Origin of the sequence: Streptomyces sp. LN549, from assembly GCF_043203805.1 — a bacterium.
Taxonomy (GTDB): domain Bacteria; phylum Actinomycetota; class Actinomycetes; order Streptomycetales; family Streptomycetaceae; genus Streptomyces.
In genome coordinates this window covers 2120613-2137100 of the sequence record NZ_JAZHRI010000002.1, presented here as the reverse complement: position 1 = coordinate 2137100, position 16488 = coordinate 2120613, and the positions used below count along the sequence as shown (strand labels likewise).

General features: G+C 70.7%; 18 protein-coding genes, 1 tRNA gene and 1 pseudogene. 10 read left to right on the top strand and 10 right to left on the bottom strand.

Annotated features, from left to right (window positions below; genetic code table 11):
• Nucleotides 1-25: 25 nt before the first annotated feature.
• Together SH922_RS09425 and SH922_RS09420 are read right to left on the bottom strand one after the other, a co-directional pair.
• On the bottom strand, nucleotides 26-334 hold the full coding sequence (locus SH922_RS09425) for a hypothetical protein (protein ID WP_393056868.1): 309 nt from the start codon (nucleotides 332-334) through the stop codon (nucleotides 26-28).
• A gap of 210 nt (nucleotides 335-544) precedes the next feature.
• A complete protein-coding gene (locus SH922_RS09420; protein ID WP_393056866.1) occupies nucleotides 545-1084 on the bottom strand; it encodes a DUF3574 domain-containing protein in 540 nt (179 codons plus the stop codon).
• Nucleotides 1085-1299: 215 nt separating this feature from the next.
• Between SH922_RS09420 and SH922_RS09415 the strand changes: the two genes are divergently transcribed.
• Together SH922_RS09415 and SH922_RS09410 are read left to right on the top strand one after the other, a co-directional pair.
• On the top strand, nucleotides 1300-2031 hold the full coding sequence (locus SH922_RS09415; protein WP_393056864.1) for a hypothetical protein: 732 nt from the start codon (nucleotides 1300-1302) through the stop codon (nucleotides 2029-2031).
• Nucleotides 2032-2069: 38 nt separating this feature from the next.
• A tRNA-OTHER gene (locus SH922_RS09410) sits at nucleotides 2070-2156 on the top strand.
• Between the two features lie 317 nt (nucleotides 2157-2473).
• Here the strand turns inward: SH922_RS09410 and SH922_RS09405 are convergent.
• The gene (locus SH922_RS09405; protein ID WP_393056862.1) at nucleotides 2474-3091 is read right to left on the bottom strand and encodes a peptidase; all 618 of its coding nucleotides are present in this window, start codon (nucleotides 3089-3091) and stop codon (nucleotides 2474-2476) included.
• Between the two features lie 30 nt (nucleotides 3092-3121).
• Nucleotides 3122-4333: a pyridoxal phosphate-dependent aminotransferase gene (locus tag SH922_RS09400; RefSeq protein WP_393056860.1), complete on the bottom strand. Its 1212-nt coding sequence runs from the start codon at nucleotides 4331-4333 to the stop codon at nucleotides 3122-3124.
• A gap of 88 nt (nucleotides 4334-4421) precedes the next feature.
• Between SH922_RS09400 and SH922_RS09395 the strand changes: the two genes are divergently transcribed.
• Both SH922_RS09395 and SH922_RS09390 read left to right on the top strand, forming a co-directional pair.
• Complete coding sequence (locus tag SH922_RS09395; RefSeq protein ID WP_393056857.1) at nucleotides 4422-5099, top strand: winged helix-turn-helix transcriptional regulator; 678 nt, start codon at nucleotides 4422-4424, stop codon at nucleotides 5097-5099.
• 199 nt (nucleotides 5100-5298) lie between these two features.
• Entirely contained in the window at nucleotides 5299-5751 is a 453-nt protein-coding gene (locus SH922_RS09390; RefSeq protein WP_393063504.1) for a cupin domain-containing protein, read from the top strand.
• A gap of 58 nt (nucleotides 5752-5809) precedes the next feature.
• Here the strand turns inward: SH922_RS09390 and SH922_RS09385 are convergent, their stop codons facing one another.
• The gene (locus SH922_RS09385) at nucleotides 5810-6175 is read right to left on the bottom strand and encodes a nuclear transport factor 2 family protein (protein ID WP_393056855.1); all 366 of its coding nucleotides are present in this window, start codon (nucleotides 6173-6175) and stop codon (nucleotides 5810-5812) included.
• 124 nt (nucleotides 6176-6299) lie between these two features.
• On the opposite strand from SH922_RS09385, the gene SH922_RS09380 reads away from it, so the two are divergent.
• Nucleotides 6300-6947: a uridine kinase gene (locus tag SH922_RS09380; RefSeq protein ID WP_393056853.1), complete on the top strand. Its 648-nt coding sequence runs from the start codon at nucleotides 6300-6302 to the stop codon at nucleotides 6945-6947.
• 126 nt (nucleotides 6948-7073) lie between these two features.
• Here the strand turns inward: SH922_RS09380 and SH922_RS09375 are convergent, their stop codons facing one another.
• Nucleotides 7074-7976: a carbohydrate kinase family protein gene (locus tag SH922_RS09375; RefSeq protein ID WP_393056851.1), complete on the bottom strand. Its 903-nt coding sequence runs from the start codon at nucleotides 7974-7976 to the stop codon at nucleotides 7074-7076.
• Nucleotides 7973-8914, bottom strand: coding sequence for a pseudouridine-5'-phosphate glycosidase (locus SH922_RS09370; RefSeq protein ID WP_393056849.1), 942 nt, complete (start codon nucleotides 8912-8914; stop codon nucleotides 7973-7975). The genes SH922_RS09375 and SH922_RS09370 overlap by 4 nt, the downstream gene beginning before the upstream one ends.
• Before the next feature lie 299 nt (nucleotides 8915-9213).
• Here SH922_RS09370 and SH922_RS09365 point away from each other — a divergent pair.
• The 3 genes and pseudogenes from SH922_RS09365 to SH922_RS09355 form a co-directional block, all read left to right on the top strand.
• Nucleotides 9214-9297: pseudogene (locus SH922_RS09365) on the top strand (class I SAM-dependent methyltransferase); the annotation flags it as partial.
• A 49-nt stretch (nucleotides 9298-9346) separates the two neighbouring features.
• Nucleotides 9347-9748 carry a hypothetical protein gene (locus tag SH922_RS09360; protein ID WP_393063835.1) on the top strand — a complete coding sequence of 134 codons (402 nt, stop codon included), beginning with the start codon at nucleotides 9347-9349 and terminating at the stop codon, nucleotides 9746-9748.
• Nucleotides 9735-10097, top strand: a complete 363-nt coding sequence (locus tag SH922_RS09355; protein WP_393056847.1) for a cupin domain-containing protein — start codon at nucleotides 9735-9737, stop codon at nucleotides 10095-10097. The genes SH922_RS09360 and SH922_RS09355 overlap by 14 nt, the downstream gene beginning before the upstream one ends.
• A 53-nt stretch (nucleotides 10098-10150) precedes the next feature.
• Here SH922_RS09355 and SH922_RS09350 read toward each other — a convergent pair whose 3' ends face one another.
• The 3 genes from SH922_RS09350 to SH922_RS09340 all read right to left on the bottom strand — a co-directional run bounded on the left by SH922_RS09350 (nucleotide 10151) and on the right by SH922_RS09340 (nucleotide 13188).
• A complete protein-coding gene (locus SH922_RS09350; protein ID WP_393056845.1) occupies nucleotides 10151-11449 on the bottom strand; it encodes an MFS transporter in 1299 nt (432 codons plus the stop codon).
• A 61-nt stretch (nucleotides 11450-11510) separates the two neighbouring features.
• Nucleotides 11511-12053, bottom strand: a complete 543-nt coding sequence (locus SH922_RS09345; RefSeq protein WP_393056843.1) for a methylated-DNA--[protein]-cysteine S-methyltransferase — start codon at nucleotides 12051-12053, stop codon at nucleotides 11511-11513.
• Between the two features lie 148 nt (nucleotides 12054-12201).
• Nucleotides 12202-13188, bottom strand: a complete 987-nt coding sequence (locus tag SH922_RS09340) for a glycerophosphodiester phosphodiesterase (protein WP_393056841.1) — start codon at nucleotides 13186-13188, stop codon at nucleotides 12202-12204.
• Nucleotides 13189-13401: 213 nt separating this feature from the next.
• On the opposite strand from SH922_RS09340, the gene SH922_RS09335 reads away from it, so the two are divergent.
• Together SH922_RS09335 and uvrB are read left to right on the top strand one after the other, a co-directional pair.
• Nucleotides 13402-14292 (top strand): MHYT domain-containing protein, encoded by an 891-nt coding sequence (locus SH922_RS09335; protein ID WP_393056839.1) that lies wholly within the window; start codon nucleotides 13402-13404, stop codon nucleotides 14290-14292.
• A 62-nt stretch (nucleotides 14293-14354) separates the two neighbouring features.
• The gene (gene uvrB / locus SH922_RS09330) at nucleotides 14355-16481 is read left to right on the top strand and encodes an excinuclease ABC subunit UvrB (RefSeq protein ID WP_393056837.1); all 2127 of its coding nucleotides are present in this window, start codon (nucleotides 14355-14357) and stop codon (nucleotides 16479-16481) included.
• Nucleotides 16482-16488 lie beyond the last annotated feature (7 nt).

The following is a 16488-nucleotide window of genomic DNA, read 5'->3' as shown; positions in this document are numbered from 1 at the left end:
TGCCGGAGCCGGTGCTGCCGTGCCGTCAGTTGTTCAGGAAGATCAGCAGACCGATCAGCAGTACGGCGACGACAGGCAGCATGATGAGCCGCGCTTTGCGGAACGACTCGTTGTCCTGCTGCGTCAGCCCCCGGCCGGCTCCGTGGGCGGACGCCAGGTGCTCACCGGCCATGTCGATGAGCCGCCTGGTCGTCAGGAGCGACGGCGACCAGTCGCAGTGCGTACAGACGAGGAAGTCGCGGTACGGGTCGTACCGGAAGTCCCGCTCGATGTTGACCGTGAAGACCTGACCCTGCTCGGTCGTCGCGGTGAAGTGACGTACGGGCGTGCCCATCTGGCTTGCTCCCTGCTGGTCGACGTCCGGTGCCCCGGCACCCGGCCGCGGAACAGTATCCGACGGCTCAGAACCTGCGTCGGGCGGGCAGTACGGTGTCGGCGGCCGCGGAGGCGGAACCGTGGCGGAACCGGCTCGCTCCGCAACAGTGCCCGCATCCACGGCCCGTACGACCGGCCGGGTGCGCACCCCAGGCGCCCCGCGCCCGGCTCAGAAGTCGGCCGTCGTGCGCTCCTCCAGCCGTGCCACCGAGTCCTGGGCGTACGTCTTCTCGTAGGCGTTGCGGATGCGCTCGATCTGCGGATCGCGCACCCGGGCCTCGGACGCCGGGTAGAGCAGGGTCAGTTCGTAGCTGCGCTCCCGCTCGATCACCCCGTTGGAGTCCCGCCACTGCCCTCGGCCGTCCTGGATCGTCAGCCCGTTCGGGAAGCGCGGAGTGACTTCCGCGTCGATGAAGTCCAGAAACTGCCGGTCGGTCACATCCGGTCCGCCGTCCGGGCGTTCGGTGCCGAAGAACAGCCGCGTCTCGACGTAGTCCTTGCCCCGTGCGGCGGCCGCCGTCGCCGGCCGCGGGTCCGCGGGGGAGCCGGTGCCCAGCGTGGCGTACGCGACGGGTGTGCCCACGGCCAGGACCGCGAGGCCGGCCGTGGCCGCGGCGAGCGCGGCACGGCGCCGCGGGCGGTGACGTACGTCGAAGGAACCCGGGGCGGCCGGGTTCTTCGCGCCGGTGAAGCGGGGAAGGCGAGACATGGGGAGGCCCTTCGTTCCAGGTGCGGGGGAGAGACGCGGGACGCGCGGGGCTCACTGTGGCAAGCCGCTCCCGCCGGCCGGTGGCGGAACATGGGCGTCGTACGGAAACCACCCGAACGGGCGGGCGCACGCGGACACATCAGGCGCGCCGGGCGCACCGCAGGGTGGCAAAAACCGCTGGTGCGGCCCGTGTTGCTGTTGCTAGTTTCCTGGACGTGGCGAAACTCAATCAGATCATCGCAGTGGAGAAGGGCGTCAAGTCCAAGGCTCACCAGGACCTGACGGCGGCGCATCACGGCCTCCAGAAGGCCGGACTGCTGGCCGGGATCTCCCGGACGTACCAGCCGAAGGACGAGGAGGGTGAGCAGTTGCCGCCCGAGTCGACCCTGGTGCAGATCAAGGCCGAGGACGTGCTGCGGGAGACCGCGGCGACCCTCACCCGCCTCTTCGACGTGACCGCCACGAAGGACTGGGCGAACTGCGCGGCCCGCGCAGACGTCTCGGTCGACGGACGCGTCCTGGTGAGCGAGGTGCCGGTGTCGTATCTCCTCTTCCTGGAGAAGCAGCTCACGGACATCAACACCTTCGTCCGCAAGCTCCCGGTGCTCGACGCCTCCGAGGCGTGGGCCCAGGATCCGTCGACGGACTCCTGGAAGACCGAGCCGGTGAGGACCCTGCGGACGAAGAAGGTGCCCCGCAACCACGTGAAGGCGGAGGCCACCGACAAGCACCCGGCGCAGGTCGAGGTGTACTACGAGGACATCCCGATCGGTTACTGGACGACCGTGAAGTTCTCCGGGGCGCTGCCCGCGCGGCGGATCAACGAACTGCTCGACCGGGTGGAGAAGCTCCAGCAGGCCGTCAAGTTCGCCCGCGAGGAGGCCAACGGCGTGGACGTCACGGACCAGCGGGTGGGTGATGCGGTCTTCGGTTACCTCTTCGGATGAGGTGACCGACCATGGAATCCCCGGCGGCGGTCGACGCGGCCGGGGTGCGCGAGGAGCGCAAAGCTGACACTGAAGTTTGTCGTGACGACGCGGTTCAAGTGGAGGTTCGAGTCCTCCCCCCGGCACTTCCGCACCTCCCGTACGGATACGGGCCGGGGTAGCCCAAATGGCAGAGGCAGGCCGCGATCAATCTCAGACTCTTGCTCCAGACTCAGCATGCGCCGCCTATCGCCGAATCGACCGGGCCCGTGCCCGTGCGCGTCGAGATGCCGGTTCGACTCCGGCCCGCGGAGCTTCGATCCGCGGTCGTCTAAAGGCAGGACGCGGCGACATCAGACTGACACGGGACCTTTAAAAGTGTCGGCGTGCCGTACAGGCGGCAATCACAGGGCTCGGGGGCCGGCTACGTCCCCGGGCCCGCTCCCGTTCCGGGCCCCGCGCGTCACCCCGCCGCGCGCAACGACACCCCGCGGCCCGCGAAGAAGCGCTCGAAGTCTGCCAGCGGCAGCTCCGCCGCCCGGGTCTCGGCCGTCGTGCCGGACGGGTTGTGGAAGTGGACGCCCGTCCCGTCGGACGTACGGGACGTCAGGAGCACCAGATGTCCACCGCGTCCCGGTGCGGGCCGCCGCGGGTGGCGGATCGCGTAGTGCACCGACGCCATGACGGACCGGCCCTCGTCCAGCAGGTCCAGGATCTCCGCCGGCGCGAGATGACGGTGGACCGTGGCGTCCAGGCCGTGCTTCTCGCGTACGTACGTGGCGAACGGGGCGTAGACCAGTCCCCGGATCTCGCCGTCGCCGTCCTCGGTGTACGCGCCGTACGCCAGCGCTCCGTCCCGTAGCGCGAACAGCGACGGGGCGTCGGCGCCGAGCGCCATGCGCAGGCAGGTCATACCGCACAGATGGCCTGCCCAGCGGGCGTACTCCGCGGGCGACTTCGCGCCCGAGTCCGCCCAGGCGGGGTCGGAGGCCGGGTCCAGCCCGCCCTCGACGATCGGCCCGACGAGCTCGAACGAGGCGAACTGGGTGTGCACGGGGACCCGGCAGGTGGGGCAGCTCACGATCGGTCTCCGTTCATCTCCGGTGTCCGGTCACTGCCGGTATCCCGCCAGGAAGCGGCCGATGCGGCTGATCGCCGCGTCAAGATCGTCAGCGTACGGGAGGGTCAGGATCCGGAAGTGGTCGGGCCGCGGCCAGTTGAAACCCGTTCCCTGCACGACCTGGATCTTCTCCCGCAGCAGCAGGTCCAGGACGAACTTCTCGTCGTCGACGATCGGATGCACCTTCGGGTCGATGCGCGGGAAGGCGTACAGCGCGCCCTTCGGCTTCACGCAGGACACCCCGGGGATCTCGTTCAGCTTCTCCCAGGCGCGGTTGCGCTGCTCGTACAGCCTGCCCCCGGGCACCACGAGCTCCCGGATCGACTGGCGGCCACCGAGGGCGGCCTGGATCGCGTACTGCGCCGGGGCGTTGGGGCACAGGCGCATGGAGGCGAGCATGGTCAGCCCCTCCAGATAGCTGCGGGCGTGCTGCTTGGGGCCCGACACCACCATCCAGCCCGAGCGGAACCCGGCCACGCGGTACGTCTTCGAGAGCCCGCTGAAGGTGAGGCAGACCAGGTCGGGGGCGAGGACCGCCACGCTGTGGTGCTCGGCGTCGTCGTACAGGATCTGGTCGTAGATCTCGTCGGCGAACACCATCAGGCCGTGCCTGCGGGCCAGGTCGAGGATGCCTTCGAGGATCTCGCGCGGGTAGACGGCGCCGGTCGGATTGTTCGGGTTGATGATCACGACGGCCCGGGTGCGGTCGGTGATCTTCGAGGCCATGTCGGCGAGGTCCGGGTTCCAGTCCGAGGCCTCGTCGCACACGTAGTGCACGGCCTTCCCGCCGGCCAGCGTCGTCACCGCGGTCCACAGCGGATAGTCGGGGGACGGGACGAGCACCTCGTCGCCGTCCTCCAGCAGCCCCTGCACCGCCATCGAGATCAGCTCGGAGACACCGTTGCCGAGGAAGATGTCGTCGACGCCGACCTCCGTCAGCCCCATCGCCTGATAGCGCTGCGCGACGGCCCGGCGGGCGGACAGGATGCCGCGCGAGTCCGTGTAGCCGTGGGCCTGCGGGAGCATCCGGATCATGTCCTGGACGATCTCCTCGGGCGCCTCGAACCCGAACAGTGCCGGGTTTCCCGTGTTGAGGCGGAGCACGCTGTGGCCAGCCTCCTCAAGGGCGTTGGCGTGCTCGATGACCGGGCCCCGGATCTCGTAACAGACCTCGTTGAGCTTGCTGGACTGGCGGAATTCCATGCGGTGCTGCCTCCCCGACCCGATTGCGATACTTGGTTTTACCAAGCTTGGGCTTGGAAAGTCCAACAACATGTCTAGACTGCGTCGCATGCCACGTCAGCAACAGCCCGCAACCCGCCCGGTCCGCCGCCGGAGTTACGACCAGTTCTGCGCCAGTGCCAGGGCTCTGGACGCGGTCGGTGACCGGTGGAGCCTGCTGATCGTCCGTGAACTGCTGGCCGGTCCCCGCCGGTACACCGATCTGCATGCCGACCTGCCCGGAGTCAGCACGGACGTCCTGGCCTCCCGGCTCAAGGACATGGAGCAGGGCGGGCTGGTCACCCGCCGCAAGCTGCCCCCGCCCGCCGCCGCCTCGGTGTACGAACTCACCGAGCGCGGACAGGGACTGCTGCCCGTCCTCGCGGCGCTCGCCGAGTGGGGGGCGCCCGCACTGGTGGAGCGGCGGCCCACGGACGCGGTCCGGGCGCACTGGTTCGCCCTTCCACTGCTGCGCGCCCTGGACGGCTTCGGGGGAGCGGCCGCCGGCGGGGTGGTCGATGTGCGCCTCGACGAGGGCGAGTTCCATGTCCGTACGGGGGAGCCGGCAGCGGGTGAACCGGTCTACGGGGACGGGCCCGCCGCGAGCGCCGATGCGCGCATCGCCCTCGATTCCGAGCTCTGTCTCACGCTGGGGCGCGGCGAGCTGACCTTCGCCGAGGCCGTGAAGGACGGGCGGATCGAGGTGACCGGCGACGGGCCGCTGGCCGTGGAGCTGCGCGGTGTGTGAGGGGCGTGCGGTGGCGTGATTCGATCGGTCGACTTCTGGGTAGCGTCGGGGCATTTGGGATGTCCGGGACACCGATGCAGAGGAGTTGCCCGTGAGAACTGGCAGACAGCAGGACCGGCAGGACCAGCGGGAACGGCAGGACCAGCGGGAACGGCAGGACTGGCGGGAACGGCAAGGGCGGCAGAATCAGCCGCAGCGGTTGGGTAAGGCGCTCGTCGTCGGCGGCTGTGTGGCCGCGCTCGGCTTCGTACCGGCGGCGGCTGTCGCCACCCCCGGCAGTGGTGTGAGCGGCACCGTGGTCGCGGAAGGCACCTCCGTGGGCAAGCTGAAGGTGAAGACGCCGAAGGGGCGCACCGACGTCACCTTCCGGACGATCACCGTCGAGCCCGGCGGTTCCACCGGCTGGCACACGCACCGCGGTCAGCTGATCGCCGTCGTCAAGTCCGGGACACTGACCCGCACCCTGGACGACTGCTCGGTCGAGGTGACCCCTGCGGGCACGTCCTTCATCGAGCCCTCCGGAGCGAAGCACCGCCACATCGGACGCAATCTGGGCACCGAGCCCGTGGTCCTCTGGGTGACCTATCTGCTGCCCGAGGGCAGTGAACTCTCCGACGACGCCGATGCGGTGGACTGCGGCAAGAAGAAGTGATGCGCGGCACCCGCCCTCTGGCGCCCCGGCCGGCCACCGAGCCACCGGGCGCCGACCGTCAGCGGGCGAGTGTCTCCCCGTACGCGCCGAGGCCGGCGCTGACCAGGCCGTCGCGGAAGGTCAGCACCTCGTAGACCCGGCCCCCGATCTGATTGCGGTAGTCGATCACCAGCGTGTCGACGCTCGCCCGCACGTCCATCACCTCGAACTCGAGGTCGGGGATGAGCTCCAGGCCCCGGGCCCAGTACGCGCGCAGCTCCCCCTTGCCCCGGACCGTGCCGGAGGCGTCGCCGGTGAACTGCGCGATCATGGGGGAGCTGAACGTCACGTCCTCGTGATAGTGCGCCAGGACGCGTTCCAGGTCGTGGGAGTTCCAGGCGGCCTGCCACTCGGCGGCGAACGTGCGGGCGAATGCGAGATCCATGGGCAGGACCGTAGCGGGGGGAACCGGCGAAGGCCGCAGATTTTCGGCAACGGGGGAGCGCCGCACCCTGGGACGTGTGAAGGCGACCGAGGGTCCGGGGTGCGGGGAAGGCCATGATGGACGCGTGCGATTCGAAGCGATCACCTGGGAAAGGCTGGCGGACGAGCTTGCCGCGCACGCCGACGTACTGAAGCCGGCCGACGGAGGGCCCTGGCTCAAGATCGCCGTCGACGGCGCCCCGGCCGCCCGTACCGGCGAGCTGGCCGAGGCGGTCGCCCAAGGGCTGCGGCTGCGCGGCCGGGCGGTACTCCCGGTGTCCACCGCGGGGTTCCTGCGGCCGGCCAGTCTGCGGTACGAGTACGGCAGGCGGGACCCCGACTCGTACTACGGCAGCTGGTTCGACACCGGGGCCCTGTGGCGTGAGGTGTTCGGTCCGCTGGAGCCGGGCGGAAGCGGGCGGGTGCTGCCCGATCTGTGGGACCCGGTGACCGACCGGGCCACGCGGAGCCCGTACCGGCACCTGCCGGAAGGCGGAGTGCTGGTTCTGCACGGGCCGTTGTTGCTGGGGCACTGGTTCCCGTTCGACCTCAGCGTCCACCTGCGGCTGTCGGCGGGTGCGCTGAGGCGGCGTACGCAGGAGGAAGAGCAGTGGACCCTGCCCGCTTTCGCCCGGTACGAGGACGAGGTGGCGCCCACGGGGAGCGCGGACGCGGTAGTCAGAGCCGACGATCCCCACCATCCCGCCTGGACCGGGCTGCGGCAGGACGGGTAGTCCGTGAGGCGCCCGGTTCCTGCTCGGGGGAAGCGGTGGACAGGGCCGGCCAGGTCCGGAGTGCGGCCGTGCTCACTCGGCGGGCAGGGGTGAACAGGTGTGGGCAGGCCCGGAGTGCGGCCGTGCTCACTCGGCGGGCAGAAGCGGCCGCCCGCCCACGGTCATGACGGCCTCCGCCCCCGCGCGGCACCCGGCCGCCGCAGCCGACCTGTCATCGGCGCCCGCCAGCCGGGCTGCCAGGAAGCCCCCGGTGAACGCGTCACCGGCCCCGGTGGAATCCACGGCCGCGGGGACCGGTGGGGCCGCAACGCGGGCGGTCACCGTCCCCGCAGTGGCCAGCAGGACGCCGCCCTCGCCCAGGGTGACGGCGACCTGACGGACCAGCAGGCTCAACTTTGCTGCCGCGTCCGCCGGTTCGGGGAGCCCGGTCAGCAGTCTGGCCTCGTCCGCATTGGGCAGCAGGAGATCCGCCCCCTCGGTCAGGGCAAGGAACCGGTCGACGCCCAGTTCGGCGAGGAACCCGGCCGAAGCCGGGTCGATGCTCACCGGGATGTTCCGCCGCCCGGCCTCCCGCAGCGCGAGCAGGGCGGTTTCGCGGCTGGTCGCCGCGAACAGGAGGTAGCCGGACAGATGGAGGTGGGCGATGCCGTCGAGCATCGACGGCGACCAGTCGTCGGGGGAGAGCCGCAGCACCGCCCCGCTGTCGGTGAGGAAGGTGCGCTCGGCGGACGGGTCGACCAGCGCGACGACGGTGCCCGTCGGTGCCCCGTCGTCCACGGTCAGCAGCCCCCGTACCCCCGCGCGCCGCAGCAGGTCCCGGTGCCAGTCCGCGGAGTCGGCGCCCACGCGGGCCACCAGTCGCACATCCCGGCAGCCCGAACGCACCGCCCAGCAAGCCGTATTGGCCCCCGCGCCGCCTGCCCGGGTCCGGATCCTGGCCGCCGTGTCCGTGCCGTGGACCAGTGCCGAACCATGCCGCGCGACCACGTCCGTGACCACGTCCCCGACGACGAGAAGTCCGCCGGTCACCGGGCGGCCCAGGCGGTGGCGATCCGTGCGGCGAGCGCCACATTGCCGCGGACGGCCGCCAGGTTGGCCTCCAGTGAAGCCCCGTCGGTACCCCGCATCAGATGGTCGAGCAGATACGGCGTGACGGCCTGCCCGGCGATGCCGCGCTCCCGGCACGCGTCCAGCGCCTCCGCCAGCACCCGGTCGTGCAGGACAGGATCCAGCTGCTCGTCCTGCGGTACGGGGTTGGCCACGATCAGTGCCGCCGCCGGGCCACCGAGCGCGTCCTGCGCCCCCATCACCTCGGCGACCTCCTCGGGCGACCGCACGGTCCAGTCGACCGGCTCACCCGAACTGCTCAGATAGAAGCCGGGGAACCGGTCGGTGCCGTATCCGAGCACCCCGACCCCGAGCGTCTCCAGACGCTGCAGCGTGGCGGGCACGTCCAGGATCGACTTCACTCCCGCGCAGACCACGGTGATGTCCGTCCGTGCCAGCAGCCGCAGGTCCGCGGACTCGTCCTGTGTCTCGGTCCAGCCCCGGTGCACACCCCCGAGCCCCCCGGTCGCGAAGACGCGCAGGCCCGCCCGCGCGGCGAGGAACGCGGTCGCCGAGACCGTCGTCGCCCCGCTCGCACCCGTCGCCAGTGCGGGTGCGAGGTCCCGGTGCCCCAGCTTGCGCATCGCCGGGTCCTCGGCCACCCGCTCCAACTGGACCTTGTCCAGGCCGACCCGGGCGCTGCCGTCCAGCACGGCGACCGTGGCGGGTACGGCACCGGCCGCCCGTACGATCGCCTCCAGCTCCTCGGCGACCCGCAGATTGCGGGGGCGGGGCAGGCCGTGGGCGATGATCGTCGACTCCAGGGCGACGACGGGCCGGTGCGCGGCGAGGGCGTCCCGTACCTCCGCGGAGAGAACGGGTGCGTAGGGGAGGGCGTCGAACGGCTCAGTCAGTGACATGTCCACATCCCTGTCGCGGACGGGCCGCCCTCAAACGTGTGCAGTCCGGGCGGCTGGAAGTCGCTTCGCTCCGCGTCGACGTCGGGCCATGCACCCTTCGACCGATCGCTCGACGCCCACGGTTCGGCTTTTCTACGACGACCTGGCCGCGGACTACGACCTCATGTACGCGGACCGGGATGCGAGCATCGCACGGCAGGCAGCAGCGCTCTCCGCGCTGATCGGTGAGGCGGTCCAGGGCGGCGGCGCTCCCGGGGGCGGCCTCGCGAGGGCTGAGGCTGCGCGTCACGACCGCCGACATGACGAAGCTGCCGTTCCGCGACGGCTCGTTCGACGTCGTCGTGTGCGCCGACGACTCCCAGCCGCATCTGCTCACCCCGAAGGCGGTGCTGGCCGCGCTCGGCGAGATGCGAAGGGTGCTGCGGCCCGGGGGTGCTGCCGCTGTCCACCCGGCCGTACGACCGGCTGCGCCGCGAACGGCCGGTGTCCACGCCCCCACAGGTCAGGGAAGGGGCCGGTGGCCGGGTGGTCACCTTCCAGCTGTGGCACTGGAAACCGGAGGGCGAGCGCGAGGACCTGGAGCACTTCCAGCTGCTGCCCGACGCGTCGGCGAACGCCGAGGAGGAAGGAGAGGAGGGGGAGCGCTGGGGCGTGCGTACGAGGCGCACCTCTTACTGGTCGCTGTCCCAGGCACAGATCGTCAACATCACGGCGCGGGCCGGGCTGCGGGAGCCCGTGTGGCACGAGCCCGACGAGTCGGACTTCTTTCAGCCCGTCCTGGTGGCGAGGCGTCCGGAGGCGGTGGCTAAGGTGACCGGCCATGACCACATTTGATCAAGCCCCTGCCTCTTTCGTCGTGCACATTCCCGACGCCGCGCTCGAACCGGAACCGCTCGAACCCGAGCAGATCGTCTCGGGTGAACCCGAGGTCACCGGCAAGGTGCTGTGGGAGTCGGCTGACGGCAAGCAGGTGCGCGGGATCTGGCAGATCACGCCCGGCGTGGTCACGGACACCGAGGCCAACGAACTGTTCGTGGTCATCAGCGGGCGCGCGACCGTGGAGGTCGAGGGCGGCGCCACGCTGGAGATCGGATCGGGCGACGCCTGTGTGCTGCGCGAGGGAGACCGTACGACGTGGACCGTGCACGAGACACTGCGCAAGGCGTACCACATCAGCCTCTGAGCAGCCGGTGAGCCCGGGCCGGTTCCGGCGGCCGCGGCCGCCGGAACCCGGGCTCAGGCCGAGGCGCGGCGGGCGACGGTCCGGCGCAGTGCCGGCACCGCCATCAGAAGCAGCAAGCAGGCTCCGGCCAGGTTGAGCCAGCCGTAGCCGGCCTGGGAGACGATCACCCCGGCGGCTGCGCCGCCGATGCCCGCCGCCGCGTTCATGCTCAGGTCCGACAGGCCCTGTACGGCCGCGCGTGCGGCCTGCGGCACGGAGTCGGTGAGCAGCGCCGAACCCGCGACCAGGCCCGCGGACCAGCCGAGACCGAGCACGAACAGGCCGGCCGCGCTCCTGCCGTGAGAGGCGCCCGCGGTGCCCGCCAGCAGCGCGGCGCAGGAGAGCAGCCCGACCGCAAGCCCGATGACGGTGAGCCGGCCGAAGCGGTCGGACAGCCAGCCCATCACCGGCGAGAACGCGTACATCCCGGCGATATGGCCACTGATCACCAGGCCGATCAGCTGGAGGTCCGCGCCATGGTGGCCGAGATCGACCGGCGTCATCACCATGATCGAAACCATCGCTGTGTGCGACACGGTGACGGTCACCAGGGCGAGCCGGGCCATCGGTGAGGCCCGCACGGCCGCGAGGCCCGCCCGCAGCGAACGGGCCCCGGGCGACCGGTTCTCCTGCGGGGCCAGGGCGCGCGCGGTGAGGAGGGGGTCGGGCCGCAGCAGCGCCGCCACGACGAGAGCGGCGAGCGCGAAGATGCCGGCCGCCCAGACGAACGGGCCGGCCGTCTCCGGGACAGCGGTGCCCCGGAAGACCCGCCCCGCCGGGGCCGCGATGTTGGGCCCGAGCACCGAACCGATCGTGGTGGCCCAGATGACGGTCGAAATCGCCCTGCCGCGCCGGTCGGGCTCGGCCAGGTCGGCGGCGGCGAATCTGGCCTGGAGGTTCGCCGAGGACCCCGCACCGAACCCGGCCATGCCGAGCAGCAGCAGCGGGAAGCTCTCCACCACGGTCGCCAGCACCACGAGACCCGCACCGACAGCGCCGATCAGATAGGCCAGCACGAGACCGGGGCGCCGGCCACGCGAGGTCATCAGCGCGGCCAGCGGCAGCGACAGCAGGGCCGTGCCGGTCACCGACGCGGTGGGGGCGAGTCCCGACAGCGCCTCGGAGCCGCTGACCCGTGTCGCCAGCACCGGGGCCAGGGCGATGCCGACGGGCACGCCGAGGCCGCCGAGTATCTGGCTGGCCATGAGCACGCCGGTCGTCCTGCGCCGGAGTCCGGGCAGGTCGGCCGCGGTGACCTGGCCGGCGGGACCCGGTCCGCCGGGGGTGTCAGGTGCGTCGAGGGTGTTGGTCACCGACGCAGTGTGCCAGCCGTCGCGTACACCCGAAACGGCGCGGACGGTGCAGGTGGGAGAGTCAGAACAACGGCTGGGGCAGCACACCCTCCAGGGCCAGCAGCTGCCGCTTGGTCTCCAGCCCGCCTCCGAAGCCTCCGAGCCCGCCGTCGCTCTCCACCACCCGGTGGCAGGGCACCACCACGGGCAGCGGGTTGGACCCCATGGCGGCACCGACCGCCTGGGCCGCACCGGGCTGCCCCACCCGGTCGGCGAGGTCCCCGTATCCGGCCACCGCGCCGTACGGCACGCCTGTCGCCAGCTCGCGGAGAACCTGGCGGTTGAAGCCGCTCGTGAGCGACCAGTCCAGGGCGAGCGAGAACTCCCGCAGCGTGCCCGCGAAGTACGCCGCGAGCTGGCGTATCGGCTCGGCGAGCCGTGCGGCGCCGGGCGCCTGGACGGGCTCGGCGCCGAGCCGGGCGGCCAACCGGTCCAGCGCCCGGTCCCGCACCGCCGGCCGGGCGTGGAAGACCACGGTCACCAGGCCGGTATCGGTCGCGGCCAGCATGAGCGGGCCGATGTCGCTGTCGACGACGGCCCACTCGACAACCCCGTTGTTGTTCATGGGAACCACCGTACGACCGGTCACTGACAACGGACGGTGGCGGCCGTCACCACGCTCCCCCAGCAGTGCCGGACGGTCCCCGGGCGCCCCGGAGGGATCCCGGACGGTTCCCGGGCGCCCCGGAGGGATCCCTGGCGGTCCCGAGCCGTCAGCCAGTGGCCTCCCGCACCACATCGGGGGTGTTGGTGATGATGCCGTCCACGCCGTAGCCGGTCACCTGGAGCGCGTGCTCCGCGTCGTCGACCGTCCAGGTATTGAGCTGGAGCCGCTTGTCGTGGGGGCCCTTCAGGGCGTGCACCGCTGCCACGTACTCGCTCGAGATGGAGGTGTACGCCGGGTTGATCCGGTCGGTGAACTCCGCGTACGAGGGAAGGTCGGCGACGGCCGGGGTGCCGAGGAAGCCCGTGACGACGTCCGGGCTCTGCTCGTGCACCTTGCGCACGCTGTCGGCGCCGAAGCTCTGGATCACCAGACGGCTGCGGACGTGCTCGCGGTCGAGCCACCCCTCCTGGCTCAGGACCCGCAGGGTCGCCTGCTCGATCCCGGGGTAGGTCTCGGGGCTCTTGATCTCCAGGAGCAGGTTCTGGTGGTTGCGCCCGATCCGGTGCAGATACTGCTGGAGCGTGGGCACACGGGCCCCGGCGTACTCCGGACCGAACCAGCTGCCCGCGTCCAGCCGGGCGATCTCGGCTGCCGTGAAGTCCTTGACCGCCCACGGCGCACGGTCGGGGAAGACCTTCTCGGCGTCCGTGGTCCGCTTCAGACCGGTGTCGTGGATGACGACCAGTACGCCGTCCCGGGTGAGCTGGACGTCGTTCTCCACCCAGTCGAAGCCCAGGACGTCGGCCTTGTCCACCGCCGCCAGCGTGTTCTCGGGCGCGTACGCCGACGCGCCCCGGTGAGCGATGACGAGCGGGTCACCCGTCCGGTCCCGGGACACGTCGCTCACGGTCCGGACGCCGGTGCCGGCGTCCGTCGCGGAGCCTGCGGCGACGGCGTGGGCCACCGCCGCGGGCCGGCCGGCCGTGCCGGCGCCGGTGCCCGGCGCTTCGGCGGTCGTACTCGACATCAGCAACGTGCCGGCGCCCAGGAGGGCGGCGGCAGCGACGGAGGCGGTTGCGGTGCCTGCGTACACGTGGACTCCTTGCGTCAGAGTTACGGACGGCCCGGGGGTTCCGGCCGTTGCCGAACGGGAGGACAGGTGAAGCACGGCCACAACGTGAACCCGTCCCGAGGACCAGGTCACGGGCCGCCACCCCTGTCGATAAAATGCAGTTCTTCTGTTTGTTTGCCGGGCCTTGCGCCTTAAAGTCAGCCGAACCCGGGCTTCTGCGAAGGGCGTACGAGCATGCAGGGCACAATCGACGGTTTCGGCTATGGGGCGGTCACTCCCGTGGCCGCCTTCCTCATGGCCTGTCTGGGCGCGGCCCTGGGCCTGCGTTGCACCACCCGGTCGCTGCGCACCGAGCGTTCCTTCAAGGCCGGCTGGCTGGCTCTGGGGGCGACCTCCATAGGCTCCGGCATCTGGACGATGCACTTCATCGCGATGGCGGGTTTCACCGTCGAGGAGGTGCCGATCGGCTACGACAAGCCGATCACCTTCGCCAGCCTCGCCGTCGCGATCGTCATGGTCGGTATCGGGATCTTCCTGGTCGGGTACCGCGGCGCCACCCGCATGGCGCTGGTGACGGGAGGAACGATCACCGGACTCGGCGTGGCCTCCATGCACTACCTCGGCATGGCCGGTATGCGACTTGATGGGCAGTTCGAGTACGACACGATCACCGTGTCGCTCTCCGTCGTCATCGCGGTGGTGGCATCGACCGCCGCGCTCTGGGCCGCCGTCTCCATCCACGGCTTCCTGCCCAGCCTCGGTGCCAGCGTGGTGATGGGTGTCGCGGTGAGTGGCATGCACTACACCGGCATGGCCGCCCTCAGGGTCCATCTCCACCCAGCCGCCCTCACCGGCGCCTCGGCGGGCACCGGCGACAGCGCGACCGCGCTGCTCGTCCCCATGCTGATCGGCCCGGCCTGCTTCCTGGTGCTTGCCGCGGTCGTCGTGATGTTCGACCCCCTGGTGGTCATGGGCACCCCGGACTGGAACGACCCCGCGGTCATCCGCGGGGCCCGGACCCCCGGAATCCAGGTCCAGCGCCAGGTGCCCCGGTTCGGTACGCACGCCGACCCGGCGTCGTTCCACTCGCAGCGCCAGGACTCCGCGCAGCCCCAGGACTGGTGATCGCAGGCCGCCGCGGACCCTGACCCGGCCCCGTTGTCAGTGGGGGGTCGTACGGTGGTTGCATGCGGCCCGTTTCGAAGATCGAACGTTCGGTGGCGCCTTTCGAGGTCGTCAGTCCCTACCAGCCCAGTGGCGACCAGCCTGCGGCCATTGCCGAGCTGGAGCGGCGCGTCCGGGCAGGTGAGAAGGATGTCGTGCTCCTCGGCGCGACCGGCACCGGTAAATCGGCGACCACCGCCTGGATGATCGAGAAGCTGCAGCGCCCCACCCTGGTGATGGCGCCGAACAAGACCCTCGCCGCCCAGCTGGCCAACGAGTTCCGCGAGCTCCTGCCGAACAACGCCGTCGAGTACTTCGTCTCGTACTACGACTACTACCAGCCCGAGGCGTACGTCCCGCAGTCGGACACCTACATCGAGAAGGACTCCTCGATCAACGAGGAGGTCGAGCGGCTGCGCCATTCCGCCACGAATTCGCTGCTCACGCGGCGGGACGTCGTCGTGGTCGCCTCCGTGTCCTGCATCTACGGCCTCGGTACCCCGCAGGAGTACGTGGACCGGATGGTCCAGCTCAAGGTGGGCGACGAGTTCGACCGCGACCAGCTGCTGCGCCGCTTCGTCGAGATGCAGTACACCCGCAACGACCTGGCGTTCACCCGGGGCACCTTCCGGGTCCGCGGCGACACCATCGAGATCTTCCCGGTCTATGAGGAGCTCGCCGTCCGCATCGAGATGTTCGGTGACGAGATCGAGGCCCTCTCCACGCTCCACCCGCTCACCGGCGAGATCATCAGCGAGGACCGGTCACTCCACGTCTTCCCCGCCAGCCACTACGTCGCGGGCCCCGAACGCATGGAGAAGGCGGTCGGCCGCATCGAGAAGGAGCTGGAGCAGCGCCTCGCCGAGCTGGAGAAGCAGGGCAAGATGCTGGAGGCCCAGCGGCTGCGCATGCGCACGACGTACGACATCGAGATGCTCCGCCAGATCGGCACCTGCTCCGGCGTCGAGAACTACTCGATGCACTTCGACGACCGCGACCCCGGCACCGCCCCGCACACCCTCCTCGACTACTTCCCCGAGGACTTCCTCCTCGTCCTGGACGAGTCGCACGTCACCGTGCCGCAGATCGGCGCGATGTACGAGGGCGACGCCTCCCGGAAGCGGACCCTCGTCGACCACGGCTTCCGGCTGCCCTCCGCCCTGGACAACCGCCCGCTGAAGTGGGAGGAGTTCCTCGGACGGATCAACCAGACCGTCTACCTCTCCGCCACTCCGGGCAAGTACGAGCTCTCCCGGGGCGACGGCTTCGTGGAGCAGATCATCCGGCCGACCGGACTCGTCGACCCGGAGATCGTCGTCAAGCCCACCGAGGGCCAGATCGACGACCTGGTGCACGAGATCCGCAAGCGCACCGAGAAGGACGAGCGGGTCCTGGTCACCACCCTCACCAAGAAGATGTCGGAGGACCTCACCGACTACTTCCTGGAGCTGGGCATCCAGGTCCGCTATCTGCACAGTGACGTCGACACCCTGCGCCGTATCGAGCTGCTGCGGGAGCTGCGCTCCGGTGAGTACGACGTCCTGGTCGGGATCAACCTCCTGCGCGAGGGTCTCGACCTGCCCGAGGTATCGCTCGTGGCCATCCTCGATGCCGACAAACAGGGCTTCCTGCGCTCGGCCACCTCGCTGATCCAGACCGTCGGACGCGCGGCTCGCAACGTGTCGGGACAGGTCCATATGTACGCGGACAAGATCACCCCGGCGATGGCGCAGGCCATCGACGAGACCAACCGCCGCCGTGAGAAGCAGATCGCGTACAACACCGAGCGCGGACTCGACCCGCAGCCGCTGCGCAAGAAGATCAACGACATCGTCGCGACGATCGCCCGCGAGGAGATCGACACCGAGCAGCTGCTCGGCACCGGCTACCGCCAGACGAAGGGCACCAAAGCGCCTGTGCCCACGCTGGGCATCAAGGCCGGTGCGGGGAAGGCCGGGAAGGCCGGCGGGGACAAGGCGGTGGTCACGGACCGTCCGGCCACCGAGCTCGCAGGGATCATCGAGGAGATGACCGACCGGATGCGTGCGGCCGCCGCGGACCTGCAGTTCGAGGTGGCGGCCCGACTGCGTGACGAGGTGGGGGAGTTGAAGAAGGAGTTGCGCCAGATGCGGGAGGCGGGTCTGGCCTGACCCTGCC

What these genes read in the sequence shown, in the direction of transcription:
- uvrB (WP_393056837.1), top strand. Translation starts at nt 14,355, where the DNA reads ATGCGGCCCGTTTCGAAGATCGAACGTTCGGTGGCGCCTTTCGAGGTC.
- SH922_RS09400 (WP_393056860.1), bottom strand. Translation starts at nt 4,333, where the DNA reads ATGGAATTCCGCCAGTCCAGCAAGCTCAACGAGGTCTGTTACGAGATC.
- SH922_RS09420 (WP_393056866.1), bottom strand. Translation starts at nt 1,084, where the DNA reads ATGTCTCGCCTTCCCCGCTTCACCGGCGCGAAGAACCCGGCCGCCCCG.
- SH922_RS09335 (WP_393056839.1), top strand. Translation starts at nt 13,402, where the DNA reads ATGCAGGGCACAATCGACGGTTTCGGCTATGGGGCGGTCACTCCCGTG.
- SH922_RS09355 (WP_393056847.1), top strand. Translation starts at nt 9,735, where the DNA reads ATGACCACATTTGATCAAGCCCCTGCCTCTTTCGTCGTGCACATTCCC.
- SH922_RS09425 (WP_393056868.1), bottom strand. Translation starts at nt 334, where the DNA reads ATGGGCACGCCCGTACGTCACTTCACCGCGACGACCGAGCAGGGTCAG.
- SH922_RS09385 (WP_393056855.1), bottom strand. Translation starts at nt 6,175, where the DNA reads ATGGATCTCGCATTCGCCCGCACGTTCGCCGCCGAGTGGCAGGCCGCC.
- SH922_RS09370 (WP_393056849.1), bottom strand. Translation starts at nt 8,914, where the DNA reads ATGTCACTGACTGAGCCGTTCGACGCCCTCCCCTACGCACCCGTTCTC.
- SH922_RS09345 (WP_393056843.1), bottom strand. Translation starts at nt 12,053, where the DNA reads ATGAACAACAACGGGGTTGTCGAGTGGGCCGTCGTCGACAGCGACATC.
- SH922_RS09395 (WP_393056857.1), top strand. Translation starts at nt 4,422, where the DNA reads ATGCCACGTCAGCAACAGCCCGCAACCCGCCCGGTCCGCCGCCGGAGT.